28 protein-coding genes and 1 pseudogene are annotated in these 26,600 nt (G+C 69.0%); 11 read left to right on the top strand and 18 right to left on the bottom strand.

Going from position 1 to position 26,600, the window contains the following annotated elements:
• Nucleotide 1 precedes the first annotated feature (1 nt).
• Nucleotides 2-898: a LysR family transcriptional regulator gene (locus KCG34_RS16735; RefSeq protein ID WP_211936766.1), complete on the bottom strand. Its 897-nt coding sequence runs from the start codon at nt 896-898 to the stop codon at nt 2-4.
• A gap of 102 nt (nt 899-1,000) precedes the next feature.
• Between KCG34_RS16735 and KCG34_RS16730 the strand changes: the two genes are divergently transcribed.
• Both KCG34_RS16730 and KCG34_RS16725 read left to right on the top strand, forming a co-directional pair.
• Nucleotides 1,001-1,621, top strand: a complete 621-nt coding sequence (locus tag KCG34_RS16730) for a glutathione S-transferase family protein (protein WP_211936765.1) — start codon at nt 1,001-1,003, stop codon at nt 1,619-1,621.
• Between the two features lie 9 nt (nt 1,622-1,630).
• Nucleotides 1,631-2,545, top strand: coding sequence for a pyridoxamine 5'-phosphate oxidase family protein (locus KCG34_RS16725; RefSeq protein ID WP_211936764.1), 915 nt, complete (start codon nt 1,631-1,633; stop codon nt 2,543-2,545).
• Nucleotides 2,546-2,564: 19 nt separating this feature from the next.
• On the opposite strand, the gene KCG34_RS16720 is transcribed toward KCG34_RS16725, so the two are convergent.
• Nucleotides 2,565-3,044: a response regulator gene (locus KCG34_RS16720; RefSeq protein ID WP_211936763.1), complete on the bottom strand. Its 480-nt coding sequence runs from the start codon at nt 3,042-3,044 to the stop codon at nt 2,565-2,567.
• Nucleotides 3,045-3,077: 33 nt separating this feature from the next.
• Nucleotides 3,078-4,673, bottom strand: a complete 1,596-nt coding sequence (locus KCG34_RS16715; protein ID WP_211936762.1) for a PAS domain S-box protein — start codon at nt 4,671-4,673, stop codon at nt 3,078-3,080.
• Nucleotides 4,674-4,819: 146 nt separating this feature from the next.
• Between KCG34_RS16715 and thiE the strand changes: the two genes are divergently transcribed.
• The gene (gene thiE / locus KCG34_RS16710; protein ID WP_211936761.1) at nt 4,820-5,473 is read left to right on the top strand and encodes a thiamine phosphate synthase; all 654 of its coding nucleotides are present in this window, start codon (nt 4,820-4,822) and stop codon (nt 5,471-5,473) included.
• A gap of 73 nt (nt 5,474-5,546) precedes the next feature.
• Nucleotides 5,547-6,341, top strand: a complete 795-nt coding sequence (locus tag KCG34_RS16705; protein WP_211936759.1) for an inositol monophosphatase family protein — start codon at nt 5,547-5,549, stop codon at nt 6,339-6,341.
• 37 nt (nt 6,342-6,378) lie between these two features.
• Here the strand turns inward: KCG34_RS16705 and KCG34_RS16700 are convergent, their stop codons facing one another.
• A complete protein-coding gene (locus KCG34_RS16700) occupies nt 6,379-8,226 on the bottom strand; it encodes an ABC transporter transmembrane domain-containing protein (RefSeq protein WP_211936758.1) in 1,848 nt (615 codons plus the stop codon).
• 200 nt (nt 8,227-8,426) lie between these two features.
• Between KCG34_RS16700 and rpmE the strand changes: the two genes are divergently transcribed.
• The gene (rpmE, locus tag KCG34_RS16695; RefSeq protein ID WP_211936757.1) at nt 8,427-8,651 is read left to right on the top strand and encodes a 50S ribosomal protein L31; all 225 of its coding nucleotides are present in this window, start codon (nt 8,427-8,429) and stop codon (nt 8,649-8,651) included.
• A gap of 210 nt (nt 8,652-8,861) precedes the next feature.
• Here the strand turns inward: rpmE and rcdA are convergent, their stop codons facing one another.
• Both rcdA and KCG34_RS16685 read right to left on the bottom strand, forming a co-directional pair.
• Nucleotides 8,862-9,386 carry a protease adaptor protein RcdA gene (rcdA, locus tag KCG34_RS16690; protein WP_211936756.1) on the bottom strand — a complete coding sequence of 175 codons (525 nt, stop codon included), beginning with the start codon at nt 9,384-9,386 and terminating at the stop codon, nt 8,862-8,864.
• 233 nt (nt 9,387-9,619) lie between these two features.
• Nucleotides 9,620-9,820 (bottom strand): DUF1192 domain-containing protein, encoded by a 201-nt coding sequence (locus KCG34_RS16685; RefSeq protein WP_211936755.1) that lies wholly within the window; start codon nt 9,818-9,820, stop codon nt 9,620-9,622.
• Between the two features lie 83 nt (nt 9,821-9,903).
• Between KCG34_RS16685 and KCG34_RS16680 the strand changes: the two genes are divergently transcribed.
• Complete coding sequence (locus KCG34_RS16680) at nt 9,904-10,887, top strand: NAD(P)H-quinone oxidoreductase (RefSeq protein WP_211940862.1); 984 nt, start codon at nt 9,904-9,906, stop codon at nt 10,885-10,887.
• A gap of 120 nt (nt 10,888-11,007) precedes the next feature.
• Nucleotides 11,008-11,708: pseudogene (locus KCG34_RS16675) on the top strand (DUF1013 domain-containing protein).
• Here KCG34_RS16675 and KCG34_RS16670 read toward each other — a convergent pair.
• Complete coding sequence (locus tag KCG34_RS16670; protein WP_211936753.1) at nt 11,647-12,675, bottom strand: NAD-dependent epimerase/dehydratase family protein; 1,029 nt, start codon at nt 12,673-12,675, stop codon at nt 11,647-11,649. The pseudogene KCG34_RS16675 and the gene KCG34_RS16670 overlap by 62 nt on opposite strands.
• Nucleotides 12,676-12,766: 91 nt before the next feature.
• Here KCG34_RS16670 and KCG34_RS16665 point away from each other — a divergent pair, with 91 nt between their 5' ends.
• Entirely contained in the window at nt 12,767-13,681 is a 915-nt protein-coding gene (locus KCG34_RS16665; protein WP_211936752.1) for a LysR family transcriptional regulator, read from the top strand.
• Here the strand turns inward: KCG34_RS16665 and KCG34_RS16660 are convergent, their stop codons facing one another.
• The 7 genes from KCG34_RS16660 to trmD all read right to left on the bottom strand — a co-directional run bounded on the left by KCG34_RS16660 (nt 13,682) and on the right by trmD (nt 21,049).
• Complete coding sequence (locus KCG34_RS16660) at nt 13,682-13,966, bottom strand: hypothetical protein (RefSeq protein WP_211936751.1); 285 nt, start codon at nt 13,964-13,966, stop codon at nt 13,682-13,684.
• Between the two features lie 39 nt (nt 13,967-14,005).
• Complete coding sequence (locus KCG34_RS16655) at nt 14,006-15,265, bottom strand: MFS transporter (protein ID WP_211936750.1); 1,260 nt, start codon at nt 15,263-15,265, stop codon at nt 14,006-14,008.
• A gap of 2 nt (nt 15,266-15,267) precedes the next feature.
• Nucleotides 15,268-16,632: an FAD-dependent oxidoreductase gene (locus KCG34_RS16650; RefSeq protein ID WP_211936749.1), complete on the bottom strand. Its 1,365-nt coding sequence runs from the start codon at nt 16,630-16,632 to the stop codon at nt 15,268-15,270.
• Between the two features lie 275 nt (nt 16,633-16,907).
• Nucleotides 16,908-17,867 carry a bifunctional helix-turn-helix transcriptional regulator/GNAT family N-acetyltransferase gene (locus tag KCG34_RS16645; protein ID WP_211936748.1) on the bottom strand — a complete coding sequence of 320 codons (960 nt, stop codon included), beginning with the start codon at nt 17,865-17,867 and terminating at the stop codon, nt 16,908-16,910.
• A 118-nt stretch (nt 17,868-17,985) separates the two neighbouring features.
• A complete protein-coding gene (locus tag KCG34_RS16640; RefSeq protein ID WP_211936747.1) occupies nt 17,986-19,680 on the bottom strand; it encodes an ATP-binding protein in 1,695 nt (564 codons plus the stop codon).
• Nucleotides 19,681-19,934: 254 nt separating this feature from the next.
• Nucleotides 19,935-20,321, bottom strand: a complete 387-nt coding sequence (gene rplS / locus KCG34_RS16635) for a 50S ribosomal protein L19 (RefSeq protein ID WP_211936746.1) — start codon at nt 20,319-20,321, stop codon at nt 19,935-19,937.
• 2 nt (nt 20,322-20,323) lie between these two features.
• Nucleotides 20,324-21,049 (bottom strand): tRNA (guanosine(37)-N1)-methyltransferase TrmD, encoded by a 726-nt coding sequence (trmD, locus tag KCG34_RS16630; protein WP_211936745.1) that lies wholly within the window; start codon nt 21,047-21,049, stop codon nt 20,324-20,326.
• Between the two features lie 272 nt (nt 21,050-21,321).
• Here trmD and KCG34_RS16625 point away from each other — a divergent pair, with 272 nt between their 5' ends.
• On the top strand, nt 21,322-22,170 hold the full coding sequence (locus KCG34_RS16625; RefSeq protein ID WP_211936744.1) for an acyl-CoA thioesterase: 849 nt from the start codon (nt 21,322-21,324) through the stop codon (nt 22,168-22,170).
• 56 nt (nt 22,171-22,226) lie between these two features.
• On the opposite strand, the gene rimM is transcribed toward KCG34_RS16625, so the two are convergent.
• The 4 genes from rimM to KCG34_RS16605 all read right to left on the bottom strand — a co-directional run bounded on the left by rimM (nt 22,227) and on the right by KCG34_RS16605 (nt 25,307).
• Nucleotides 22,227-22,748 (bottom strand): ribosome maturation factor RimM, encoded by a 522-nt coding sequence (gene rimM, locus KCG34_RS16620; protein ID WP_211936743.1) that lies wholly within the window; start codon nt 22,746-22,748, stop codon nt 22,227-22,229.
• A 78-nt stretch (nt 22,749-22,826) separates the two neighbouring features.
• On the bottom strand, nt 22,827-23,312 hold the full coding sequence (rpsP, locus tag KCG34_RS16615; RefSeq protein WP_211936742.1) for a 30S ribosomal protein S16: 486 nt from the start codon (nt 23,310-23,312) through the stop codon (nt 22,827-22,829).
• 32 nt (nt 23,313-23,344) lie between these two features.
• Nucleotides 23,345-24,877 carry a signal recognition particle protein gene (ffh, locus tag KCG34_RS16610; protein ID WP_211936741.1) on the bottom strand — a complete coding sequence of 511 codons (1,533 nt, stop codon included), beginning with the start codon at nt 24,875-24,877 and terminating at the stop codon, nt 23,345-23,347.
• Between the two features lie 175 nt (nt 24,878-25,052).
• Nucleotides 25,053-25,307: a hypothetical protein gene (locus KCG34_RS16605; RefSeq protein ID WP_211936740.1), complete on the bottom strand. Its 255-nt coding sequence runs from the start codon at nt 25,305-25,307 to the stop codon at nt 25,053-25,055.
• A gap of 369 nt (nt 25,308-25,676) precedes the next feature.
• Between KCG34_RS16605 and KCG34_RS16600 the strand changes: the two genes are divergently transcribed.
• Both KCG34_RS16600 and KCG34_RS16595 read left to right on the top strand, forming a co-directional pair.
• Nucleotides 25,677-26,060 carry an endonuclease domain-containing protein gene (locus tag KCG34_RS16600; RefSeq protein WP_249138057.1) on the top strand — a complete coding sequence of 128 codons (384 nt, stop codon included), beginning with the start codon at nt 25,677-25,679 and terminating at the stop codon, nt 26,058-26,060.
• A 51-nt stretch (nt 26,061-26,111) separates the two neighbouring features.
• Nucleotides 26,112-26,573: a DUF4345 domain-containing protein gene (locus KCG34_RS16595; RefSeq protein ID WP_211936739.1), complete on the top strand. Its 462-nt coding sequence runs from the start codon at nt 26,112-26,114 to the stop codon at nt 26,571-26,573.
• The last annotated feature ends 27 nt before the right edge of the window (nt 26,574-26,600 follow it).

Genomic DNA, 26,600 nt, shown 5'->3' with positions numbered 1-26,600 from the left:
GTCAAGCGAACCGGCCGGCCAGGGCGTCCGCCGCCATGTCGATGAACAGGCGCAGCTTCTGCGGCAGATAGCGGCCGCTGGGATAGACCAGCTGGATCGGCAGGGGCGGCGGCTCGAGGCCGGCCAGCACCCGCACCAGCCGCCCCTCGGCCTCCAGCGCCTCTGTCTGGTAGCACATGGCGCGGATCAGGCCGCCGCCGGCCGCGGCGGCGTCCAGGCCGGCCTGCACCGTATTCACCGCCAGCCGCGGGCGGATCTGGACCGAAACCGGGCCGTCCGGGCCGGCGAACCGCCAGGCCTGGGCGGTGGCGCGGTCGCGGATCAGGGCGATGGTCTGGTGATCGGCCAGGTCCTCGGGCCGCGCCGGCGCGCCGAAACGATCCAGATAGTCGGGGCTGGCGCAGATCACCCGCCGCGTGGCCCCGATCCGCCGCGCCACCAGGCCGGAATCCGGCAGCTGGGCGATGCGCAGGCCAAGGTCGATCCCCTCGTCGACGAACGAGACGACCCGGTTCAGCAGCAGCAGGGTCACCTCGACCTTGGGATAGGCGCGCATATAGGCCAGCACCACCGGCAGGATGTGCAGGCGGCCGAACATCTCCGGCGCCGTCAGCGTGATGGGGCCGGCGATCTCGGCCCGCTCGGCGGCGCCGGCGCGCTCCAGCCGGTCGAACTCGGCCACGGCGCGGCGAGCTTGGTCCAGATAGCGTTCGCCGAACTCGGTCAGGGCCACGGCGCGGGTGGTCCGGGTCAGCAGGCGCGTGGCCAATCGGTCCTCCAGCGCCGCCACCGCGCGGCTGACCGCGGTGGCCGATCGCCCGAGCCGGCGCGCGCCAGCGACGAAACTGCCTTCCTCGGCGACTGCGACGAAGGTGGCGACCGCATCCAGCCGGTCCATGACATTATCCCGAAATCCGCAATAGAGATTCCAACATATCACAGATTATCCCGACTTGGGCGCGGGTTTAGCTTGGGCCGGCGATCAAAGGAGATCCAACCCATGCCGACCGAACCCGCCCTGGTGCTGCACGGCTTCCGGCTGTCCGGCCATTCGCATCGGGCCGAGCTGATGCTCAGCCTTCTGGGCCTGGACTATGGCTTCCGCCACGTGGACCTGACGCAGCAAGAACAGAAGGGGCCGGCCTTCCTGGCCTTGAACAGCCTGGGCGCCGTGCCGGTGCTGGTCGACGAGGGCGTGGCGATCCCCGATTCAGTGGCGATCCTGGCCTATCTGGCCCAGCGCTATGATCCCGAACGGCGCTGGCTGCCCACCGACCCGCTGGCGGCGGCCAGGGTGCAGCGCTGGTTCTCCATCGCCCAGGGGCCGGTGTGGGCGGGGCCGGCGCGGGCACGGGTGATCAAGCGCTTCGGCGGGACGGCGGACGACCACGCCCGTGCGGTGGCTGCGGCGGACGCCTTCCTGCCGGTGCTGGACGCTGAGCTGGCCGGCCGCGCCTTCCTGGCCGCCGATGCGGCGACGGCGGCGGACGTCGCCATCTACAGCTACGTCAAGGTCGCGCCAGAGGGCGAGGTCTCGCTGGAGCCCTATCCGGCGATCCGCGCCTGGCTGGAGCGGGTGGAGGCCCTGCCCCGCTTCATTCCCATGCCGACGAGCCTCTAGGCGGCCGCCATGGACCTCTCGGCCTCACCCTGGCACGCCGGCGAGTTGGCCGTTCAGGCCCGCTTCGGCGTGGTCGAGCGGATGGACCCGGTCGGACGGATGGCGCTCAGGCCCTTCATGCCCGACCAGCACCGCGCCTTCTTCGCCCAGCTGCCGTTCGTTCTGGTCGGTTCGGCCGACGCGACGGGCCAGGTCTGGGCCTCGCTCCTGGCCGGGCCGCCAGGCTTCATCGACAGCCCCGATCCGGTGACCCTGGCCGTGCGCGCCCGACCGATAGCGGGCGATCCACTGGCCGAGGCCCTGCGCCCCGGCGCGGCTCTCGGCCTTCTCGGGATCGAACTTCCGACTCGCCGCCGAAACCGCGCCAACGGCCGCGTCGTCGCCGCGGGCGAGGAAGGCTTCGTGCTCCACGTGGAGCAGAGCTTCGGCAACTGCCCAAAATACATCGCCCGGCGCGACTATCGCCCGGTCGAAGCTGCCGCGCCCTCCGCGGTCGAGCCGGTCACGCGGATCGGTGCGGCCGAGCGGCGGCTGATCGGCGCCGCCGACGCCCTGTTCATCGCCTCCTCGCCGGGCGAGGGTCAGCTGCCGGACGTGTCCCACCGCGGCGGCCGGCCGGGCTTTGTCGCGATCGGCGATGACGGCGCCCTGGTCGTGCCGGAATATGTCGGCAATTCCTTCTTCAACACCCTGGGCAACCTGACCCTCGACCCGCGCGCCGGCTTGCTGGTCCCGGACTTCGCGACCGGCGACCTGCTGCAGCTGACCGGCCGCGTCCAGCTCGATTTCGATCCGGCTCGCGTCGCGGCCCTGCCTGGGGCCCAGCTTGCCTGGCGCTTTCACCCCACGGCCGGCCGCTGGGTGCGCGCAGCCCTGCCCCTGCGTTTCGGTGAGGCCGAGGCCTCGCCATTTTCACCGGGGTAGGCGCAGGATCGGCGACGGCTCAGTGTCCGGTTGTGCGCTCGATGGCGGCGCGCAGGCCGTCGCTGTCGAAGGGCTTGTTGACCACGGCGGCGTCGGGAATCGCCTGGCGCACCCGGGTCAGGGTGCCGGCGTCGCTATAGGCGGTGACGAAGACCATCCGGGCGTCCAGGCTCGCGCGCGCCTGACGGGCGGCCTCGATCCCGTCGATCCCCGCCCCCAGATTGATATCCATCAGGATCACGTCCGGCTGGGCCGCCAGGGCCTGGCGCACGCCGTCCTCGCCGGTGCTGGCCACGCCGCAGACCTCATGGCCGAAATCCTCGACCAGGGCCTCGAGGGTCATGGCGATCATCACCTCGTCCTCGACGATCAGCACCCGAAGCGGCGGGGCCTTGCCCGCGCCGACGGCTCCCGAGGTTCCCGGCGCGCCGCCGGGTTCAGCAGGCGGCGCGGCGAGCCAGAGGTCGAGACCGGCGGACAGGACGGCGGGATGATACATGGATGAGCAGCGCCACAAATTAGGTCACACCCTTTATAGGCGCCGTTCCGGAAAATCGAAGCGGTAGCGCACGCCTTCGCCCGTATATTCGATCTCGGCCGTTCCGTTCAGCTCCCGCTGCAGGCTGGCCTCGATCAGGCGAGCGCCGAAGCCGCGGCGCGTAGGCGGCCGCACGCCGGAGAGCCCGCTCTCGCGCCAGGTCAGCACGACGCGCCGCCCTTCCGGCGCCGGGACGGTCTCGACCGTCACCGCCAGGCGTCCGGCGGGATCGGACAGGGCCCCGTACTTGGTGGCGTTGGCGGCCAGTTCGTGCAGCACCATGCTGAGGGTCATGCCGACCTTGGGCGGAATCTGCACCGCCTCGCCAGCCAGGGTGAAGCGGCCGTCGCCCTCGGGGACATAGGGGCCGACGATCTGGCGAATGATCTCCAGAAGGTCGGTCGATTTCCAGCCGCGCGAGGTCAGAAGGCCGTAGGCCCGGGCCAGGGAGCCGAGCCGAGCGGTGAAGTCGGCGCGGAAGCCCTCGATGGACCGAGCGCGCCGGGCGGTTTGGTCGGCCATGCCCATCACCACCGACAGCATGTTCATTGCCCGGTGGTCCAGCTCGGCCAGCAGCAGGGCCTGGTGGCGCTGCACCCTGCGCCGCTCCAGCACCCGACCGACCTGCTCGCCCAGGGTGCGCACGGTCAGCAGCAGGTCGGGGTCCGGCCGCAACCCGTCCTGGCTGAAGAATTCAAGGATCGCCGCCACCTCGCCCTCGATCAGGATCGGAAAGCCGAAGGTGGCGCGGATGCCGAGACTGCGGGTGACCTGAGCGCGGGGAAATTTGTGGATCTGGTCGTTGCGCCCGTCGTCCGGCAACCAGTAGGCGCCGCGCCGCCGCCAGATGCGGCCGGGCATGCCCTCGCCCATGCCAAAAGCGGTGCGGGCGGTGATCTCACGCAGGGGCGCAAAGGTCTCGGGGTGGCCATGCCAGATGCCGCTGGAGACCAGGCGCGGCGGGTCGGCGCCGTCCGGCAGATAGGCGTGGGCCGCGGGCCAGCCGGTCAGTTCGCATACCGCCGAGAGGCAGGCCGGCAAGGTCTCCTCCAGCGAGCCGCTCTCGCCCGCCAGCATGGTCACCTGGTTGACCAGCTCGGCTTCGCGTGCCTGCCGCCGCAGGGCCGCCTCGGCGCGCCGCCGTTCGGAGATGTCGCGCACGAAACCGACGAAGGTGGGCGCGCCTTCCGCGCCCAGCTGCAGGATCGCCAGTTCGACCGGAATCGCCTCGCCCGACCGGTGCTGGCCATTGACCTCGACCCGCCCCTGCAGCAGGGGGCCTTCGCCCGTGGCCAGGAAATGCGCCAAGCCGCGGCGATGCGCATCGCGCTGCGCCGCGGGGATGATCAGGTTCGCCAGCTCCCGGCCGACCGCCTCCGCCGCCGGCCAGCCGAACACCGCCTCGGCCTGTTCGTTCCAGCCGGTCACGCAACCGGCGGCGTCCATCACCACCACCGCGTCGGGGGCGGTGTCGAGGAACAGGCCGATCAAGCCGTCGGCTTCATTGCGCGAGGCGCGGTCTGGCCGGTCCGCCTTCATCGCCCCCTCGGTCTCCTTCGCGTCAAGCGCGTAGCCTGACTCAAAACGCACGTCGAGGATATCGTGTTCGTCGCAGCACCCTGCGCCCAGGCGCCGCAGGCGCCCTTCAAGAAAGAGCCGTCGCAGGCGCCCCTCGAGCAACGAGACGCCGCAGGGGCGCATTGACGGGCCGGGCCGGGCGGGATAGCGCCGGAGCCATGCGCCATGCCGACTGCCGCCTCTACCTGATCACGCCCCCTGCGATTCCGGACCTGGCCGCCTTCGGCCATGCCCTGGCCCAGGCGCTGGACGCCGGCGACGTCGCCGCCCTGCAGGTCAGGCTGAAGGATGCGCCGGACGCGGTGATCGCCGCCGCGGTCGATGTGATCTCGCCCATCTGCCACGCCCGCGAGGTGGCGGTGATCCTGAACGACCGGCCCGACCTGGCCCTGAAGCTCGGCTGCGACGGCGTGCATGTGGGTCAGGACGACATGCCCTACGCCCAGGCGCGCAAGCTGCTGGGCCCGCACCGCATGATCGGCGTCACCTGCCACGACAGCCGCCACCTGGCCATGGAGGCGGCCGAGGCCGGGGCCGACTACGTAGCCTTCGGCGCCTTCTTCGACACCGCGACCAAGGACCCCAAGACCAGAGCCGACCCCGAGGTCCTGACCATCTGGCAGGAAACCATGCAGACCCCCTGCGTCGCCATCGGCGGCATCACGGTGGAGAATTGCCGGTCTTTGGTGACCGCCGGGGCGGACTTCATCGCCGTGTCCGCGGGGGTCTGGGCCTATCCGGACGGGCCGGGCGAGGCGGTGCGGCGGTTCAATGCGGAGATTGCTGCGGGATTGAAGGAGCGCGCCAACTAGCCCTCGCCTTGCCATCCCGCCCCCGCGCGACTAGGTTCCGCGCCCTCTCCGGCCCCGAAAGACCGCCCACCCCATGAGCACCCCCACCGCCCTCGTGAAGGTGATGATCGACGCCGTGCGCAAGGCTGCGCGGGGCCTGACGCGCGACTTCGGCGAGCTGGGCGAGCTGCAGGTCTCGCGCAAGGGGCCGGGCGATTTCGTCTCCGCCGCCGACCTGAAGGCCGAGCAGGTGCTGTTCGAGGCCCTGACCGCCGCGCGCCCCGGCTACGGCTTCCTGGGCGAGGAGCGGGGCCTGATCGAGGGCACCGACAAGACCCATACCTGGATCGCCGACCCCTTGGACGGCACCACGAACTTCCTGCACGCCATCCCGCACTTCGCCGTCACCGTGGCCCTGGAACGCGAGGGCCAGATCGTGGCCGGCGTGACCTACAATCCCGCCACCAACGAGCTCTACTGGGCCGAACGAGGCAAGGGCTGCTTCCTGAACGACAAGCGCCTGCGCGTCGCCGCCCGGCGCGATCTGATCGACTCGGTGCTGGCCACCGGCATCCCCTTCGCCGCCAAGCCGGGCCACGCCCAGTTCCTGAAAGAGCTGCACCAGATGTCGACCAAGGTCTCGGGCATTCGCCGCTTCGGCTCGGCGGCCCTGGACCTGGCCTATGTCGCGGCCGGCCGCTTCGACGGCTATTGGGAGCGCAACATCAACCGCTGGGACATGGCGGCGGGCCTGCTCATGATCACCGAAGCCGGCGGCGTGGTCAGCGACGCCGACGGCGGCAAGGACCCGATGGGCGCCGGTTCGGTGCTGGTGGCCAATGCTGACCTGCACCCCCTGGTGCTGGAACGGCTGAGGGCGGCGTCCTAAAAGCCCCTGCCCCTTCCCGCAAGGGGGAAGGGGTTCCTTACGCTTCCACCCCGAACTGCAGCTTGGCCAGGCGCGCATAGAGCCCGCCCTTGGCCACCAGCTCGGCGTGGTCGCCCTCCTCGACCACATGGCCCTCGTCCATCACCACGATGCGGTCGGCCTCCAGCACGGTGGCCAGACGGTGGGCGATGACCAGGGTGGTGCGGCCGGTCATGGCCTCGTGCAGGGCCTCCTGCACCAGCCGCTCGTTTTCGGCGTCCAGGGCGCTGGTGGCTTCGTCGAGCAAGAGGATCGGCGCGTCCCGCAGCAGGGCCCGGGCGATGGCCAGGCGCTGGCGCTGGCCGCCGGACAGGGTCTTGGCCCGCTCGCCGATCGGGGTGTCGAAGCCTTCCGGCAGGGCCGAGAGGAAGCTGAAAGCCTGGGCTGCCCGGGCGGCGGCCTGCATCTCCTCCTGGCTGGCGCCGTCGCGGGCGAAGGCCAGGTTCTCGTAGGCCGAGCCCGAGAACAGCGGGGCGTCCTGGCCGACGAGGGCGATGCGTGCCCGGGCCTTGGCCGGATCGGCCTGTTTCAAATCCACCCCGTCCAGACGCACCACCCCGCCCTGGGGGTCGTAGAAGCGCAGCAGAAGGCGCAGCACCGTGCTCTTGCCGGCGCCCGAGGGGCCGACCAGGGCCACCCGCTCGCCGGGCTTCACCGACAGGCTGAAATCCTTCAGCGCCGGGAGGTCGGGACGGCCCGGATAGGCGAAGTCAACGTGCTCGAAGCTGATCGCGCCGCGGGGCGGCTCGGGCAGGGCGACGGGGATCGGCGGCGGCGCGATGGCGGGCCTGGCCGCGAGCAGCTCGCTGATGCGGTCCATGGCCCCGGCGGCCTTCTGCATCTCGCCCATCACCTCGCCAATCTGCCCGACCGAGCTGGCGGCCAGCACCGACAGCACGATGAACTGCAGGAGCGTACCGCCGCTCATGGTGTGCTGGATGAACACCGCCGTGCAGGCGAGATAGAGAATGCCGCCCACGCCGGCGAAGATCAGGGCGATCACCAGGGCCGCCATCAGGGCGCGGGCCCTGACGCGGGCCATCGAGGCCCTGAACGCGGCCTCGACCCCGGCGCCGAACCGGGCCGAGACATTGGCCTCGCGGTTGAAGGCCTGGACCGTCTCCAGCGCGTCCAGGCTTTCGCCTGCAAAGCCCACCGCCTCGGCGAAGCGGTCCTGGGCGGTCATGGACAGCTTGCGCACGCGGCGGCCGAACAGGAACAGGGGCGCCAGCACGAACAGCACCAGCACCAGCACGAAGATGGTGTAGCGCGGCACGAACGCGATCAGCATGCCGAGCGAGCCGATGAACATCAGAAGGTTGCGCAGGGCGATCGAGGCGTAGGCGCTGACCGTCTCGATGATGGTCATGTCGGTGGTCATGCGCGACAGCACTTCGCCCGTACGGGTCTGGGTGAAGAAGGCCGGGTCGAGGGTCAGGATGTGGTCGTAGACCTGGCGGCGCAGGTCGGCGACCACGCGCTCGCCCAGCCGCGAGACGAAATAGAAGCGCAGGGCGGTGGCGGCGGCGAGCAGGGCGACGACCACCGACAGGGCGCCGAAGGCCTGGTTCAGCGCCTGGGGCGTGCCCAGCTGCAGGCCGTGGTCGACGACGTAGCGCCCGGCCGCGGACAGCCCCACCGTGGCCGACGAGGAGACGATCAGGAACAGGCCGCCGCCGATGGCGTCGCCGATATGGGCGCGCACGTGCGGCCACAGGCCGGCCAGCGGCGAGAGGTCGCGGCTCTTCGGCCGGCGCGCCGCCGCCTGGCTCATCGACTGGGCCAGGACCGCCCCGGCGTTCGGCCGGCCCGCGGCGACCGCTTCGTCGGCTGTGGCGTCACTCATGCAAGCTTTCCTCAAACCCTCGCGCGGCGGATTAGCCGGTCCGGAGCCGGTTGCCTATCCGGGATAGCCCCTAGACAAAGACTCCGCTTGGCGCCCCCTTGCCTTGGCGCCCCAGCTTCGTGTATAGCCGCCCATCCTCGCGGGCCGGTGTTTCGCCGTCCGTGTCCGTCCCCTTATTAAGAAGTCGGTACGAACTGACGATGAAACAAGCTGGCCACCCCGACTATCACTTCATCACCGTGGTGATGACCGATGGGACGACCTATCAGACCCGCTCGACCTACGGCAAGGAAGGCGCGTCCCTGCACCTGGACATCGACCCGAAGACCCACCCGGCGTGGACCGGCGGCAACCAGCAGCTGATGGACCGCGGCGGCCGCGTGTCGCGCTTCGCGGCCAAGTACGGCGGCTTCCTGAAGAAGTAAGCGTCGGCCGCCCCTTCGGGCGCCGCGCAAAGCAAAAGCCGGCCGCAGCGATGCGAGCCGGCTTTTTGCATTTCCAAAGTCCTCACCCTGAGGTGCTCGACGCGAAGCGGCGAACCTCGAAGGGCGCAACCACGGCGCCGCCAATGCGTCCTTCGAGGCCCGCTGCGCGGGCGCCTCAGGATGAGGAATTTAAGAGGTGCGTGAGGGTGATCAGATCCCGAAAGCCGCCTGCAGGCGCTCGAACTGCGAGGCCACCGGGTTGGGTCGGGTCTCGGCGGCGGCGTCGACATCCTGGTACATGCGTTTGTCCAGGTGCAGCACCCGGTCAAAGAGGCGCTCGGAGCGGTCCAGAAGGTCGGTCAGGCCGATCGGCAGCTGGCCGCCCACCGCCGCGCCGGCGGCCAAGCCCTCGGCGCCGATGCGATAACGGGAATCGCAGGCCAGGTGCGGCTCCATTTCGCCCTCGCGCACGGCGCGCTGGACGAGCAGCCAGGAAGCCACCTGCATCAGGCGGGTGGTCAGGCGCATGCTTTCGCTGGCGTATTCCAGGGCCGAAGAGCGGTCCAGCCGCTTGGATTCCTGCCGGCCGGGGCCGTCCAGATAGGCCGCGGTTTCCTCCACCAGGCTCATGCCCTCGCGGAAGGTGTGGTCGAACAGCTCCGACTGAGCGAAGTCGCGCACCACTTCGGCGCGCCAGTCACCGGCGACGATCGGGCCATGTTCGGTCTGGTTCATAAACTCGCCTTTTCAAGCCCGGGGTCTCGGCCCGGTTCGGCGGAGGGCTTGCAACCCCCGTGCCAGTCACACCGAATGTCACAGTCCATAGCAAAGCTTCGCCTGCCGGGCGAGTCTGGGCCGATTCGAAGAGCATCGTCATCGACGCTCCAAGTCGCAGTTTTCCCTTCTACGCTCACGGCTACGCTTGATCTTGTGAATCGCTGGGGAACAGCACAACAATATTATGGTTGCTATCTCTTAAACAAAGCATCGGCCGCGGCCCGGCCGCTGCGCTTGCGTTCAATCTGGGACCGCGTGCGTTCGATTTCGGCCTGCAGCAGGCCGACCCGCTCCTCCAGCTCCTCGACCGCATAGAGGTCCAGGTCCTCGCGACTGACGTCGATAAGGGCCTGGCCCCGGCCTCGCCTCGGCGGCGGCGCCTCCTCCATCATGTGCGCTCTCCCTGTCGCTGGAGCCCAAAGCGCCCTATTTGACGCACGCGGCCGCCAGCCGCGCAAGCCAGGAGCGCGTGATGATCCCCGAACAGATGGTCGCGATCGAGGTCGAGGGCGGCAAGGGCCAGGCCTCGGCATTGAGGCCTGCCCGCCTGGCGACGCCGAAGCCCGGGCCGGGCCAGATCCTGATCCGGGTCCGCGCCGCCGGGGTCAATCGGCCGGACATTGTCCAGCGCCTGGGTTTCTATCCGCCGCCGCCGGGCGCGCCGGCGACCCTGGGCCTGGAGGTGGCGGGCGAGGTCGCGGCCCTGGGCGAAGCCGCGCCGCGCTGGGCCGTGGGCGACAAGGTCACCGCGCTCCTGGGCGGCGGGGGCTATGCCGAATACGCCCTGGTCGATGCGCGCCACGCCCTGCCGCTCCCCAAGGGCTTCGACTTCGTCCAGGCGGCGGCCCTGCCCGAGACGGTGTTCACCGTCTACGCCAACGTGTTCGAGCACGGGGGGCTGAAGGCCGGCGAGACCCTGATGGTTCATGGCGCGACCTCGGGCATTGGCGTCGCCGCGATCCAGATGGCCAAGGCCGCCGGCGCGCGGGTGATCGCCACCGGCCGGGGCGCCGACAAGGCCGCAGCGGCGCTGAAGCTGGGCGCCGACCACGCCATCGACACCTCCAAGGACGACTTCGCCGAGGCGGCCAAGGCCCTGGGCGGGGTCGACGTCGTGCTGGACATGGTCGGCGGCGACTATCTGGCCAAGGACATCGAGGCGCTGAACACCGGCGGGCGGATCGTGATCATCGCCACCCAGGCGGGCGCGAAGGTCGAGCTGAACCTCTTGGCCATCATGCAGAAGCGGCTGGTGCTGACCGGCTCGACCCTGCGCCCCCGCACCGCCGACGAGAAGGCGCGCCTGGCCGCGGCGGTGGAGAAAACCGTCTGGCCCTGGATCGAAGCCGGCAAGCTGACCCCGGTGATCGACGCACGCTTCCCCCTGGACAAGGCGGCCGAGGCCCACGCCCACCTCGAGGCCGGCGCCCATGTGGGCAAGGTGATGCTGATCGCGTAGGTGGCGCTCTCGCCCCTGATTGCGATTGGCTTTGGCCGCAATCGGCCCTATACAGAGCTCAACACCGCCCGGCCGAAAGGCCGGGCGCCGTCATTTCTGGACCATGGAAAGGTTCCGCTCATGGCCGACATCCTGATGCCCAAGGCGACCGCCGTCTGGCTGGTCGACAACACTTCGCTGAGCTTCGAGCAGATCGCCGATTTCTGCGGCCTGCACCCCTTGGAAGTGAAGGGCATCGCCGACGGCGAGGTGGCGCGCGACATCCGCGGCGCCGACCCGATCGCCAATGGCCAGCTGTCGCGCCAGGAGCTGGACACGGCCCAGGCCAACCCCGCCTATCGCATGAAGGCGCAGAAGAGCCGCCACGCCGAGCTTCTGAAGCCGGCCAAGAAGGCCCCGCGCTACACGCCCGTCTCCCGCCGCCAGGACCGTCCGGACGCCATCGCCTGGTTCCTGCGCAACCACCCCGAGATCGCCGACAGCCAGATCGTCAAGACGCTCGGCACCACCAAGGCGACCATCGACCAGGTGCGCAACCGCACCCATTGGAACGCCAGCAACATCAAGCCGGTGGACCCGGTGACCCTCGGCCTGATCACCCAGCTGGAGCTGGACGCCATCGTCAAGAAGGCGGCGGAGAAGAAGGCCAAGGAAGACGCCAAGAAGGGGATCGTCGATGACGGCGCCTCCTTACGCCCCGCAGCCGAAACCGGCGCCCATCACGAGGATGAAGACGCCGGCTTCCACGAGGAAGACTGATCAGGCGAGCACTGGCCGGACCGCTGCAGCGGGCTCGGCCGGGGCGGTTTCCAGGTCGGTGAGGGCCGCGCGGACGGCGCTGTCGAGGTCGGTGTGCGGCTCGGCGCCCAGGAAGGCGACCAGCTTGCTATTGTCCAGCCCGATCGGCCGGCGCCACAGGTAGAGCATCTCCAGCATCTCGCGGAAGGTCTCGTTGAAGGGCGCCAGCGCCCACAGCATCGGGACCGGGAAGGGCAGGACCCGTTGGGGCCGCCCGGTCGCACGGCGCACCGCGGCGGCCAGACTATTGTCGCCTTGCAGCCAGTGGCCACGGAAGTGGAACACCTCGTAGGACGCCAGATCCGCCTCGCAATCGAGCAGCCGGGCCATGGCCTCGACCATGTCCGGCAGGTAGGCGAAGGCGTGGCCGACCGAGGCCGGGCCGGGCTTGAACACGCCGGTGACGCGGCCCTTGGTGCGCAGGGTCAGCCAGGCGAGCGCGCTATTGGGCGCGGCGGGGCCGAAGAAGTCGCCGGCGCGCAGCACTAAGGCGCGGGCGCCCTCCTCGCTGGCGGCGCGCAGCATCCGCTCCATTTCGGCGCGGATCTTCCCCTTGCGGGTGACGGGCTGTTGCGGGGCGTCTTCGCGGATCATGGGTCCGCTGTCGGGGGCGAAGTTGTAGACCGTGCCGGGCAGGACGATGCGCGCGCCCTCGGCCTTTGCCGCGGCGATGGTCGAGGCCAGCATGGGCAGGACCGTGCCGGCCCAGTTGCGATAGCCGGGCGGGTTGACGGCGTGGACGATCACCTGCGCGCCGCGGGCGGCCTCGGCCACCTCGGCCGGGTTCATGGCGTCGCCGCGGACCCACTGCACCGGCAGGCGCTGGCCATGGCGAGCGGCGGCCTTGGCCGGGTCGCGGACCAGGGCGCGGACCTGCCAGCCGTGGCCGATCAGGGCCAGGGTGGCGTGCAGGCCGAAGGAACCGCCGGCGCCGATGACAAGCGCCGTGCGCTCGGGGGCCGTGCGGAGAGCTTGGGTTTGACCGGACATGGCGTCCTCCTCGTGTCTGATGCTGGGAGAATGCCGCCTCAGGCCGCTAGACGGAATTGTGGAAAGCTGTGGGTTTGATATACGAATCTGTATGAGCAAGGACGTGGACTGGTCGCTCTATCGCACCCTGAGGGCCGTGCTGCGCGCCGGCAGCCTGTCCGGGGCGGCGCGAACCCTTGGGCTGTCGCAGCCGACCGTCGGGCGACATATCGAGCAGCTGGAGCAGGCGCTGGGCTTGCCTCTCTTCACCCGCTCGCCCACCGGCCTGCGGCCCACCGACCTGGCCCGTGAACTCGGCCCCTATCTGGAGACCATGGCCTCGGCCGCCGCCGCCGCAGCCCGCGACGCCTCGGCCGAGGCGGACGAGGTAGCCGGCGTGGTCCGGGTCACCGCCAGCGAGATCATCGGCGCCGAGGTGCTGCCGCCGATCCTGGCCGAGTTCAACGACCTGTACCCCAAGGTCGTGGTCGAGCTGGTGCTATCCAACAGGGCCGAGGACCTGCTCCGCCGCGCCGCCGACATCGCCGTGCGCATGGTCCGCCCGACCCAGGGCGCGCTGCTGGCCAAGCGCATCGGCAGCCTGGAGATCGGCCTCTACGCCCACCGCCGCTATCTGCAGCGGCGCGGAACCCCGGCCATCATGGCCGACGTGGCCGACCATGCGGTGATCGGCTACGACCAGGAAAGCTCGCTCGGCGACTCCGTCGACGACCTGACCGGGCCGGTCAGCCGCGAGACCTTCACCTTCCGCGCCGACAGCGACCTGGCCCAGCTGGCCGCCCTGCGCGCCGGCTTCGGCATCGGCGGGTGCCAGGTCGGCATAGCCCGCCGCGATCCAAATCTGGTGCGGGTGCTGCCCGATGCGTTCGGCTTCCAGCTGGAGACCTGGGTGGTGATGCACGAGGACCTGAAGGCCAGCCGCCGCATGCGGCTGATGTTCGACCATCTGGCGGAGGGGCTGACAGCCTATATCGTCGGGGCGCAGCCCGAGACGCCGGTCCGATAGCTATCCACGGTCGTTTCGGTGCCGGCCGATCGCCCGTTTTACCGACTTGAGTATCGACAATCCGCCGAAGAACAGGGTCGAACCAAATCCCATCAAAATCGCCGATACGACAAACGCCGGGTGTGAGAAGGAAATCTTGGCCAAAGAAGGCCCGCTGTGGCCTGGAAGAAAGACAATCCGAAACAACATCATGCCGGCAAACAGGGACGGCGCGCCGAACCCGATCAGGGCGTAGGCTATGCTTTGCTTTGTGAGATCGGCCTGGGTAGCCCTATCTTGGCTCATCCGACGATCACGCCGAACACATAGGCTCCCGTCAAGCTGTCAGGCGGCGGCGCTCGATGCTGAGGGCGGCCTCCCCAGGCCGTGGCCATTCGGTCCACTCTCACGCCGCCACAGCGCGAGCGTGCAAAGGAAGCCGACGAGGCTGAGCGCGCCGAACATGACCAGCATCGGGCCATACCCCTCCGGGTGCGCCGGGCCGGCTCGGTAGGCGTCGTTCAGCCCCCCGGCGATCCAGTTGCAGAGGAACATGCCCAGGCTCTGCAGCACGTTGATAACGCCGAAGGCCGTGCCGAGACGCCGCTCCTCCACCAGCATGGCGGTCGTGGGCCAGATCACCGCCGGCACCACCGAAAAGCTGATCCCCATCAGGGCGGTGGAGACCCACAGGCTGGCGTCGGTGGCGTCGAGCAAAAGGAAGGTCAGGGGCACAAGGCCGGCGCCGAAGCTCAGCATGGCGCAGCGATGGCCGAAGCGGTCGGCTATGGCCCCGAACACCGGGGTGGCGAAGATGGCGGCGAAGAACACCCAGCTGTTGGCCAGGCCCGCCATGGCCAGGGTCTGGTGCTTGGCGTCCTGGAAGAACTCGATGGCGAAGGTCGAGCGGAAGGGGAAGAAAACCGAGGCGTAGAGGACGTTCAGTCCCAGGATGTACCAGAACGAGCGGTCGAAGCGCAGAACGCCCTTCAACTCGAACCGCTCGGACGCCGCCGCTTCGCCCGGCGCACGTCGCGAGTCGATTAGCCAGAAGAGCAGGCCGGTGACCATGCTGATCCCGGTCAGGGCGGCGGCCAGCACCAGGGGCGGCCGCCAGCTGTGGTACAGCGGGCCCGCCCAGCGCGGCGAGATGTCGGCCATGTAGGATCCGACCCGGGCCAGGCTGAACAGCAGTGACATCGAAAGCGCCGCGCCGCCGGCGGAGAACCATTGGGCAAGGCCGGCCAGAAGCGCGATCAGCACCGTCTCCTCGCCCACGCCGAAAATCAGCCGCCCGGCCGCCATCAGGGCGAAGGGCTGGCCGATCGCGGTCATGACGGCCCCGACGAAGCAGACCAGGGCGAAGCCGAAGGCCGCCTTGGCCGCCCCCACCCGGTCTATGATCAGGCCGCAGAACAGCGACAGCACGATATTCGGCAGGCTGGCTATGGCGTTGAGGAAGCCCAGCTGCGACTGGCTGAAGCCCCGCTGGGTGCGCAGCAGGTCCGCCGCCGGGGCCACCGCGTCATAGGCGTAGTAGTTGCCGGCGATGGTCAGGGCCGCCAGCGCCAGGGCCAGCCAGGCGAGCGGAGGGACGCGCCGCACGCTCAATGGAGCCGCGCGCCCTGGCGCTTCAGTTCGGCCTGGACTGCGGCGATGTCGACCTCATGCGGCGCGCGGCCGCTCTTCAGCGACACCGCCGCCGCGACCCCCGCGCCCTGGCCGGCGACCGTGCAGCACATCATGTTGCGCACCGCCGCATGGCTGATCTTGTCCCCGCCGATCGAACGGCCGGCGACCAACAGGTTCCTCACCCCCTTGGGCACGAGCGAGCGGTAGGGGACATGGAAATAGCGGCCGGTGGTGGGCAGGATCAGGATCCCGTAGCCGTCGATGAACTCGGGGAAGATGCCGATGGAGTCCTCGAACCGACCCTGGCCCCGCACGTCAGCCTCGGTGATGTTGTAGAGGGCGTCGATCTTGCGGGTGTCGCGCACGCCCAGCGTCATGCCAAAATTGCGCAGCTTGGCCTCCTCGCAGCCGGGCATGAAGCGCTTCAGCGCCTCGATGGCCAGCATGGCCTGCTTGCGCCCCTCCATCTCGCCGGCGGTCAGCTCGTCCGGGTCGGTCCCGTCATAGTTCAGGTGGACCAGATTGAGATAGGTCAGGTCGCCCTGGTCGGTGACGCCGCCCCAGGTGCCGGCGATGGTGGCCAGGTTCGGCGGCAGAAGCCCCGCCTCCAGCGCCTTCTTGAACGGTTTCCTCAGGAACGGGGAGAACAGGGCGTCCTCCTTGCCGTCGGTGGTGATGTCCCATTCGCCGTTGCCGCCCCAGTCGGCATAGGTCTGCGGGTCGGCTTTCACCTGCTCGATGAAGCGGGTCTTGTTGACCCCGCTCATGGAGAACATCACCGAGACCGACATCATCTCGGCCTTGGGCAGTTTCCAGGTCGGCGCGCCGGCGCGGAAGGCGACGTCGGCGTCCCCGGTGGCGTCGATCACTCGCTTGGCCAGGATCGCCTCGCGCCCGGCCTTGCTCTCGACGATCACGCCCTTGATCTCGCCACCCTCGACGATCGGGGCGACGAACATGCGGTGCAGCATGGGCCGGATCCCCGCCTCCTCGACCATCAGGTCGGCGACATATTTGAAGCCCTCGGCGTCCAGGGCGTGGCTGACCGACTGCGGCTCGGGCTGGGCCGCGCCCATCACCCTGGCGCGCTCCTCCATCTCCCGGCCGATGCCCTCGCTGTCGATGGTGGTCGGATGGCGATACCAGGCGAAACCCTCGACCCCCACCTGGGTGATGTTGCCGCCGAAGCAGCCGTAGCGCTCCAAGAGCGTGACCTCGACCCCCGCCCGCGCCGCCGCCAGCGCCGCCGGCAGCCCGCCGGGACCGGACCCGACCACCAGCACGTCGGTCTCATGCACGACCGGAATCTCGCGGGCAGGTTCCTGGATCGATCGGGTCACGGGATTTCCGCCTCTTCTGGTGGAGGGTGGTTCAAAGGCCCAGCTTAGACGCGTTTCTGTGACAGCCTGCAGACACCGCCATGGACGGATGCGACAGGTTGCAGTGTCCAAACGTCATGACAGGGCAAGCCAGCGCTAATTTGCCGTTCGGCGCGCACGCACATATCTCACCTCAGTTTCACAGGCGATCAGAGCCTGCCGGCCCGCAGCCGTGAATAGGACTCAGCTTGGCGGCGCCGTTCCCTCGCCGAAAGGCGATAGAAATCTCACCCGCCTCACCGCCCGCGATAGCGCATCGCCACGTCGCACCGCTCATACGCCCCGCCATAGTCGCGCATGATCGCCTCGTCGTGGACGAAGCCGAGCTTTTCGTAGAGGTGGACGGCGGCGGCGGATTTCTTGTTGCTCAGCAGGTAGAGGGTCTTGGCCCCCAGCGTCTGGGCCCGGGCGATCACGGCTCGGAGGAGGAATTCGCCGGCCTTGCGGCCGCGGGCGGATTCCAGGACGCCCATCTTGATCAGCTCGAAGGCGCCCTCGCCGGTCTTCTTCAGGGCGCAGGTCCCGACGATCCCAAGGCCCTCGGCCTCGACGAACAGGATGGCGCCGCCGGGGTCGATGATCTTGCCCTCAGGGTCGTCCAGCACCTCGCGATCGGCCGCCTCCATCTCGTACATGGCGGTGATCCACTGGCTGTTGATGTCACGGAAGGCAGGGGCGAGATCGGCGGCGAATTCGCGAATGACGAGGCCCGACGGCACGGCGGAAAGGCCCCGCTGGCTCAGCGGCTTCTCCGCGAGGCGGCGCTCCAGGATCGTGATCTGGTTCAACAGCGAGCCGGTAAGGCCCTGGGTGATCTCGGTCACCGCCGCCTCGATCTGCGGCCAGACCCGGGCCTTCGAGACCTCCATCGCCGCCCGCCCCGCCGCGGTCAGGGAGATGGTCTTGTGCCTCTGGTCGCGGCCGAGGCGGCTGGCCTCGACCAGGCCCATCTCGATCAGCCGGGCCACGGCGCGGGTGATGGTGGGCTGGCTGAGCTCGAGGGTCTGGGCCAGTTCGCCGATGGTCATCGGGCCGTCGCGGTCGAGCACGCCCAGCATGGGGTACTGGCCCGGCTGGATCTCCAGCCCGGCCCGCTCGGGCACGTGGACCACATCGGCCTGCATCCGCTCGGCCAACCGCTTCAGCCGGCTGCCCAGGAACAGGTTTCCACGCTCTTGCAACAGGTCGCCCGTCATCGCGGCCTCCAACACATATTTATAGCTATATAGCTAGCTATGAAAATGGCGGTCGGCAAGTTCGAATGGAGCCCAAACCGGTGTCCTTGCCGGCGCCTTGGCGGGATGACCGAAGGCGTCAAAAGGAGCTGACGCTCGACCCCTTCGCTGAAGGAGAACTTATCGACGGTAATGCTCTCCAGTGGGGCGGCGCGGCCGCTGCTGGCGCCCGCGCCGGGATTTCGAACCAGAACATCGAGCCTTGGCCGAGCTCGCTTGTCACGCCGATGCGCCCACCCATCAGTTCTACCAGCCCCCGCGAAATGGCCAGGCCGAGACCTGCGCCGCCATGGCTGCGACTGAGCGAGGCGTCGCCCTGGCTGAAACGATCGAATAGCCGGTCTCTGAAGTCGGGGGCGATGCCGGGACCGGTGTCGGTGACGCTGAAGCGTATCGACTCGCCGGCCGGCGCCACACTGACGCGCACGGCGCCGCGCTCGGTGAATTTGACGGCGTTGCCGAGAAGGTTGAGCAGGACTTGGCGTAACCGCCTCGCGTCACCTTGGATCAGCGCTGGTGTCGCTTCGTCCATCGCCCAGTCGAGCCCCAGCCCCTTGGCCGTAGCGTCCGCAGCCACCAGGTCGACCGTCTCTGCGACAAGGCGGTGAAGCTCCACCATCTCGCAGGCTAGGTCCACATGCCCGGACTCGACCTTGGCGAAGTCCAGCACGTCATTGACGAGATCGAGCAGCGCACGCCCGCCGGCTGCGATACGGTCCGCGTGCCGCCGCGCTGGCCCGGGCAACTCGGCCATACCCTGCAGCAGGCCGGCGAAGCCGATCACGGCGTTCAGCGGCGTGCGCATCTCGTGGCTCATATTGGCCAGGAACTGGCTCTTGGCCTCGGAGGCCGCCAGCGCCTCGGTGCGGCTTGCGATCAGTTCTGCGTCGAGCGCCCTTTGCTTGGCGACCGCACCAGCCATCGGGATCGCCGCCAGCGCACAGCCCGCCAGGAAGATCTGGGCATAGAGCTTCTCGTCAATCACCAGGCCGAATACGACCGGCGCGCGCGGGCTGCCGAAATTGAGCAGTCCGTCGGCGAGCACGATGGTCGACAGGATCGCGAGGCCGGCGACCGTGCGCCCCTGGCGGAAAGCGATCGCGACAAAGATCACCAATATGGCGAACTGGAGCTCATAGGCGCGGAAATAGAGCACCGGCGCCTCGACCAAGAGCAGGGCCGCTACCGTCGCCAGGGCGTGGACGCCCCGCCGGGAATCCGCCGCCAGCGCCGCCCAGTCGTGCCGAATATCCAAAATCGCCGGCGTCACCAGCATGTAGCCCAGCGCGTCCCCGACGCCCCAGGCGTTGAATGTGGTCCAGAACGGACGCCCCTGCCAGGCGAGCTCGACGAAACCTACCGGCAAGGCGTTCACGGCGCAGACCGCGGCGCAGGCGGACCAGTAAGCCAGCAGGCGGTCCACCCCTTCGAAGCTGAAGCGGCCCTTCAGCACCCGGGCGGCGACCAGATGCACCAAGACGATCTCTGTCGAGTTGAAGATGGCCAGGACGCATGCGAGCCGCGGATTGGTGTTCATCACCAGGCTGGTGGCGATGAGGGCCGCCGCGCCGCCTGCGATGACCGCCGCGCGCGCCTCCCGGCCGAGCAGAATATAAGCCGCCAGGATCATGGCGTTCACCGGCCATATGGCGGTCGCGCCGTGGGTCCGCTGCTCGAAAACCGAAAAGATCAGCGCGGCCGCCCACGACAACGCTGCGGTCGCCGCGAAGACCTTGACCTGAATGCCTGGCCGAGCGGCCTTGGGCCCAGTCAAGAACGATCACCCTCCGTTTGCCGCCGGAACGCGAGGCGGATAGGCGGAATCTGGCATTTCAGGTTGCAGATTCAGTTTTCAGCCGAGTTCGAAGAAGCTAACCCAGCAAAGTGAAGATACAAAAGTCGAGTCAGGATCGACGGCGCGCGGCGACCCCCTTTTGGGTAGGGCGAACAGCAAAACCCCCGCCGCGCGAAAAGGGCCGTCCCGGCGATCCGGAACGGCCCTTCTAATGGGTCAATTGCGGGCGAAGATCAGCCCTCGCCGTTCTCCTTGCCGGCGCCCATGGCGCGTTCGGCGATGCGGGCCGACTTGCCGCGACGGTCGCGCAGATAATAGAGCTTGGCCCGGCGCACGACGCCGCGGCGCTTGACCTCGATGGATTCGATCATCGGCGACATCAGCGGGAACTGGCGCTCCACGCCTTCGCCGAAAGAAATCTTGCGGACGGTGAAGCTCTCCTGCAGGCCGCCGCCGGCGCGGGCGATGCAGACGCCCTCATAGGCCTGGACGCGCTCGCGGTCGCCTTCCTTGATGCGCACGTTGACGCGCAGGGTGTCGCCGGGCTGGAAGTCCGGGACCTTCTTGTCGCCCATCACGCGGGCGGCTTCTTCCTGTTCCAGCTGCTGGATGATGTTCATGTCTAGTCTCCTTGGGCTTTGTCGCCCTTTGCCTGTAAGTTGGCGAGATGCTGCGCCCAAAGGTCCGGCCGCCGCTCCCGCGTGGTCTGTTCCCGTTGCGCCCGGCGCCACGCGGCCACCTTCTTGTGGTGGCCGGAGAGCAGGACCTCCGGAATTTCGCGCTCCTCGAACGTCCGCGGCCTTGTGAACTGCGGGTGCTCCAGAAGCCCGTCTTCGAAGCTTTCCTCGGCCAGGCTTTCGGCCTCGCCCAGGACGCCCGGCACGAGCCGGACACAGGCTTCGATCGCCACCATCGCCGCCGCCTCGCCACCGGCCAGGACTGCGTCGCCGACGGCGACCTCCTCGAACCCCCGGGCGTCGAGCACCCGCTGGTCCACCCCCTCGAAACGGCCGCAGAGCACGATCAGGCCAGGAGCCTGAGCCCACTCACGGACGCGCGCCTGGGTCAGGGGCCTTCCCCGGGCGCTCATGTACAAAAGCGGCCGCCCCGCCTGCGAAACGCTGTCCAGCGCCGCCGCGATCACGTCCGCCCGCATAACCTGCCCCGGGCCACCCCCAGCGGGGGTGTCGTCGAGGAAGCCGCGCTTATCTTCGGAAAAGCCCCGAATGTCCAGTGTTTCCAATCGCCACAGGCCCTTTTCCCGCCAGGCCGAACCGATCAGCGACACGCCGAGCGGGCCGGGAAAGGCCTCGGGGAACATGGTCAGGACGGTGACGTCGTAGGGCATGGGGCGCTTCTGCTCCCTTCCCCCCTTGTGGGGGAAGGAGGGGCCCGCCCGCGTCAGCGGGTGGGAGGATGAGGGGTCGCGCCGGCCTACCAGAAGTCCGTCGCTGCTGCAAAACCAGGACGGAGAGGTTCGCGCGACCCCTCATCCTCCCTTTGCTGCGCACTGGGCCCCTCCTTCTCCCGCAAGGGGAGAAGGGTGGGAACTTGCTCCGCCCGGCTTTGCGGCGTAATCCCCCGTGCCTTTCGCATTGCACAATTTGAAAAGCCATGGCCATGGACGACGTCGAAAACCTGGTCGAGACGCTCGCGCTCGAGCCGATCGAAATGAACCTGTTCCGCGGCCAGGCGCCCGAGGATGGCGGCCCGCGGATTTTCGGCGGCCACGTGATCGCCCAGGCCCTCCTGGCGGCCTACGAGACGGTGGAGGACCGGGTCTGCCACTCGATCCACTGCTATTTCATCCGCCCGGGCGACCCCAGCGTGCCGATCCTCTACGAGGTCGATCGCGCCCGCGACGGGGCCAGCTTCACCACCCGCCGGGTGACCGCCATCCAGCACGGCAAGCAGATCTTCAACCTAGCCGGCTCGTTCCAGGTCCCCGAGGAAGGCTTCGAGCACCAGGCGGCCATGCCCTATGCGCCGGCGCCCGACACGCTGGACGACGGCCACGCCCAGATGGCGGAGCTGGCCAAGAAAATGACCCCCGAGCAGGCGCGGATGATGCTGCGGCCGCGGCCGATCGACCTGCGCCACGCCACTCCCAGCCAGGCCGGCGAGGTCGCCCCGCCGCTCAACAATGTCTGGATGCGGGCCAAGGCCCCGATCGGCGGCGACGCCCATCTGCACCAGGCCCTGCTGGCCTATGCCTCGGACATGGCGCTCCTCGGCACCGCAATGCGGCCGCACGGAGTATGGTGGCAGACGCCCGGCCTGCAGTCGGCCAGCCTGGACCACGCCATCTGGTTCCACCGCCCGTCGAACTTCAACGACTGGCACCTCTACGCCCAGGACACGCCCTCGGGCTCGGGCGCCCGCGGCTTCATCCGCGGCCAACTGTTCACCCAGGACGGCGCCCTGGTGGCGTCGGTGGCCCAGGAAGGGCTGATCCGGATGCGGAAGTAGTATTTTAGCGCTCACCCCGCCTTCGCGGGAAAGAGCGCCAAAAATGTCGCGGAGGCCTACGAGGCCCCGGGCTCCTCGTCCCCCACCTCGTCCGGCCGCGCCACCACGACCTTACAGCCGGCGAGGTCGACCTCGGGGACGCAATCGCGGGTGAAGGGCAGCCACCAGGTGGGGCCGGCGGGGGGCTCGATTTCAAGCAGGTCGCCGGCGCCGAAGTTCTGCACGCTCTTGATCCGGCCCACAGCCGCGCCCTCGGGCGAAACGGCGGCGAGGCCGATCAGGTCGGTCAGGTAGAACTCGTCCTCGTCCGGCTGGGGCAAGGTCTCGCGCGGGATGAACAGCTTCAGGCCCCGCAGGGCCTCGGCCTCCTCGCGGGTCGCGACCTCCTTGGCGCGACCGATCACCTGGCCCTTGTGGACGCGGCCGGAGGTCAGCGTCAGGCCGGGCGAGCCGTCCTGACGCTTCAAGGTCTTGTAGGAAAGGAGATTGGCGGGGCTCTCGGTGAAGGCGGTGATCTTCACCTCGCCCCGCACGCCAAACGCCCCGGCCACCTGGCCGACCAGGATCAGGTTGGTCATGGGCGCATTCCCAAAGCCCCTGCCCCTTGCGGGGAGGGGTTGGGGTGGGGGTGCGAGCGCCAAGGCGCCAGCAACGCCTTACGCCTCGGTGGCGGCTTCTTCAGCGGCCGGCGCTTCTTCAGCAACAGCCTCGGCGGCCGGAGCTTCGGCCACGACTTCCTCGGCGGCGGCTTCGGGTTCGGGCTCCGGCGCCGGCTGGGCGGCGGCTTCGGCGGCCGCGGCGGCGCGGTCGGCTTCACGCTGGGCGCGTTCGGCGGCGCGTTCTTCGGCCTTCTTGCCCGGCTTGGCCTTGGTCGGGTTGTTGCCCGGGGCCCACTTGGCGAGGCCCTCGGCCGCCAGGAAGCGCGCGACGCGATCGGTCGGCTGGGCGCCCTTGGCGATCCAGTCCTGCAGGCGCTCGACCTTCAGGGTGACGCGGCTCGGGTCGTCCTTCTTCAGCAGCGGGTTGTAGGTGCCCACCTTCTCGATGAAACGGCCGTCGCGGGGCGAATGGCTGTCGGCGACGACGATCTGGTAGAAGGGGCGCTTCTTGGCGCCGCCACGGGCGAGACGGATCTTCAGCATGGGGTTGGTCCTTGTCTAAGTCTTGAGGGTCTTCAGGGTTTCTTGAAGGGGTTGAAGCCGCCGCCGAGGCCGGGCAGGCCCGTAAGGCCTTGGGGCATCTGCGGAGGATTGTTCGGGTCGAGGCCGCCGAGCCCCGAGAGCTGCGAGGCGTCCTGGGGCAGCTTGCCGCCGCCCATGGCCTTGAGCCGCGCCATGTCGGCGCCGCCCATTCCCCCCATCTGGCCGCCCATCATCTGGGCCATGCGGGCGAAGCCCTTGCCGCCGCCCTTGCTCATGGCCTTGAACATGTCGGCCATCTGGCGGTGCTGTTTCAGAAGCCGGTTGATCTCGGCCACGTCGACGCCGGCGCCGGCGGCCACCCGCCGCTTGCGCGAGGCGTTCAAGAGGTCGGGCTTCTTGCGCTCGACCTTGGTCATGGACGAGATGATCGCCTGCTGGCGGCGGAAGATCTTGTCGTCGATATTGGCCTCGGCAATCTGCTTCTTGATCTTCTGCACGCCGGGCAGCAGGCCCATCAGCCCCTGCATGCCGCCCATCTTCTGCATCTGGGCCAGCTGGTCGGAGAGGTCGTCCAGGTCGAACTGGCCCTTGGCCAGCTTCTTGGCCATGCGCTCGGCCTTGGCCTGGTCCAGCTCGGCCGACGCCTTCTCCACCAGGGCCACGATGTCCCCCTGGCCGAGGATGCGGCCCGCGACCCGGCGAGCGTCGAACACGTCCAGGGCGTCGATCTTCTCGCCCGCGCCCAGGAACTTGATCGGCAGGCCGGTGACCGCGCGCATGGACAGGGCGGCGCCGCCGCGGCCGTCGCCGTCGGCGCGGGTCAGGATCAGGCCGGTCAGCGGCAGGCGCTCGTGGAAGGCCTTGGCCGTGCGCACCGCGTCCTGGCCGGTCAGGCTGTCGGCGACCAGCAGGGTCTCGGTCGGCTGCGAAATCCGGGCGATCTCGGCCGCCTCGGCCATCATCGCCTCGTCGAGCGTGGTGCGGCCGGCGGTGTCGAGGATCAGCACGTCGTAGCCGGCCAGCTTGGCGGCCGACATGGCGCGGCGGGCGATGTCCGGCGCCGACTGGCCGGCGACGATGGGCAGGGTGTCGACCTCGGCCTGTTGGCCCAGCAGGGCCAACTGCTCCATGGCCGCCGGGCGGCGGGTGTCGAGCGAGGCCATCATGACCTTCTTGCGCTCGGTCTTCGAGATGCGCAGGGCCAGCTTGGCGGCGGTGGTGGTCTTGCCCGAGCCCTGCAGGCCGGCCATCAGGATCACCGCCGGCGGCGCGGCGGCCAGGTTCAGCGGAACCGGCTCCTCCCCGCCCAGGGTCTCGATCAGGCCGTCATAGACGATCTTGACCACCTGGTCGGCGGGCCGCACCGAGCGCACCACCGCCTCGCCCGCGGCCCGTTCCTTGGCCTTGGCGATGAAGTCGCGCGCCACCGGCAGGGCGACGTCGGCGTCCAAGAGCGCGACGCGGACCTCGCGCAGGGCCTCGTCGACATCCTTTTCGGACAGCACGCCGCGGCCGCCGAGGCGGTCGAACACGCCGGATAGCTTTTCGGTCAGGGCGTCGAACATGAAACCTACCTTCGAATTCCCAAGCCTGATCCCAAACGCAAAACGCCCCCGTGGACGATCACGTCGACGGGGGGCCTCGCCGCCCTCGTCCTGATGGTTCAGGGGTCGTGGCGGTGGAGGGCGCGTTTTGGACTGCGCCGAGGAGGCGGCGATTTACGCCGGATGGGGGGAAAGGTCAAGGAAGGGAGGTCTGGCGACGAAACGGTAGTAGAGACGCCAGTCCTACAAACACGCCCGCGGCTAACAGCATCAGGCCTGCGGGAACGGACGGGTCAAACAAGGAATGGCCGACCTCTGGCGGATACAACGTCCAGCCATCGTGGAATTTCGCAGCCCCGACCGCCGCGGCGACAATCCCCAGCAGATCGCGCAACTCAAACAGGCCGAGCATGACTAGCGCCGCGCTTGCGATCCGAAGTATCTGCTTCACCTCAGCCTCCGTGTTGCAGTCGGCGGGCCACATCGCCCCCTAAATCCATGATGGAATTGGAGCTCGCCGACCCGGGCTGGTCAAGGACCGGCCCGGAGGGCCGGCCGCACCGCGGCGGCGCGCCGCGCCGTCCTTGAGCAGCCTGGGACGGCGAGCAAGGCTACCTTCATGGGCTTTGGTGAGCGAAATCAATCCCTTCTCCCCTTGTGGGAGAAGGAGGGGCCCGCGGCGAAGCCGTGGGAGGTTGAGGGGACGCGCGGCGATAGCCGCGCGACTGAAGACTCCTCGCGAAGACGATCCGCCGGCGCCCCTCATCCTCCCACTCGCTTCGCGAGCGGGCCCCTCCTTCCCCCACAAAGGGGGGAAGGGTTGGCGGCTGATCCGCTGGGTGACAAGCTGCGCCTTGTGGTTGATCACACCGTCCTCACCAAGCGCGCCCGCGCCATGCGGCGGGACCCAACGCGCGCCGAGCAGAAACTTTGGAGCTTGCTGCGCGGTGGGCAGCTCGAGGGACTGAAGTTCCGTCGCCAGGTTCCAATCGGTCCCTACATCGCCGACTTCGCCTGTTTCGACCCCTACGTGATCGTCGAATGCGACGGCGGTCAGCACGCCGATAGCGGCTATGACGAGGCTCGCGACAGCTGGTTCAAAGCCGAGGGGTTCACGGTGATCCGGCTCTGGAATGTCGATGTGATCGACAATCCCGAAGCCGCCCTCAACGAAATCCTGCGGCGGATCGGCGAGCAAGAGTGAAGCCGCCGCGATCTTTCCCCACCGCCCACGATCTCGCGCTATAACCCCTTTGTGACCCACCACCGCCCCCTCGAAACCAAACTCCTACAGCTCGCCGTCGCGGTGTGCGGCGGGGCGCCGGTCGCGGCGGGGCTGGCGGGGGCGCTGTTCGGGCCGGCCATGCTGGACCAGGCCGGCGGGGCGGGGCTGGACAGCCACTATCGCTACCTGTCGGGCCTGTTGCTGGCCATCGGCCTCGCCTATTGGAGCACCATTCCGCGCATCGAGCTGGCGGGCTCGCGGTTCACGCTGCTGACCCTGATCGTGGTCTGCGGCGGATTTTTCCGCGCCCTCGGCCTTCTGGCCGCAGGGCCGCTGGATCCGTGGATGGTGGCGGCCCTGGTCATGGAGCTCATCATCACACCCCTGCTCTACCTCTGGCAGGGCCGGGTCGCGCGGCGGGCGCGGCTGGCCTCGGTGGCGCCCTGGGTGGCGGCGGCGACGGCCTCAAACACAGAGAACATGCCGCACTGAATTAACCTCTTTCCGGTTTCTAAGCGC

Source organism: Phenylobacterium montanum (genome assembly GCF_018135625.1).
Classification (GTDB): Bacteria; Pseudomonadota; Alphaproteobacteria; order Caulobacterales; family Caulobacteraceae; genus Poindextera; species Poindextera montana.
The sequence above is the reverse complement of the archived record's forward strand: the minus strand, read 5'-3'. Positions and strand labels throughout refer to the sequence as shown.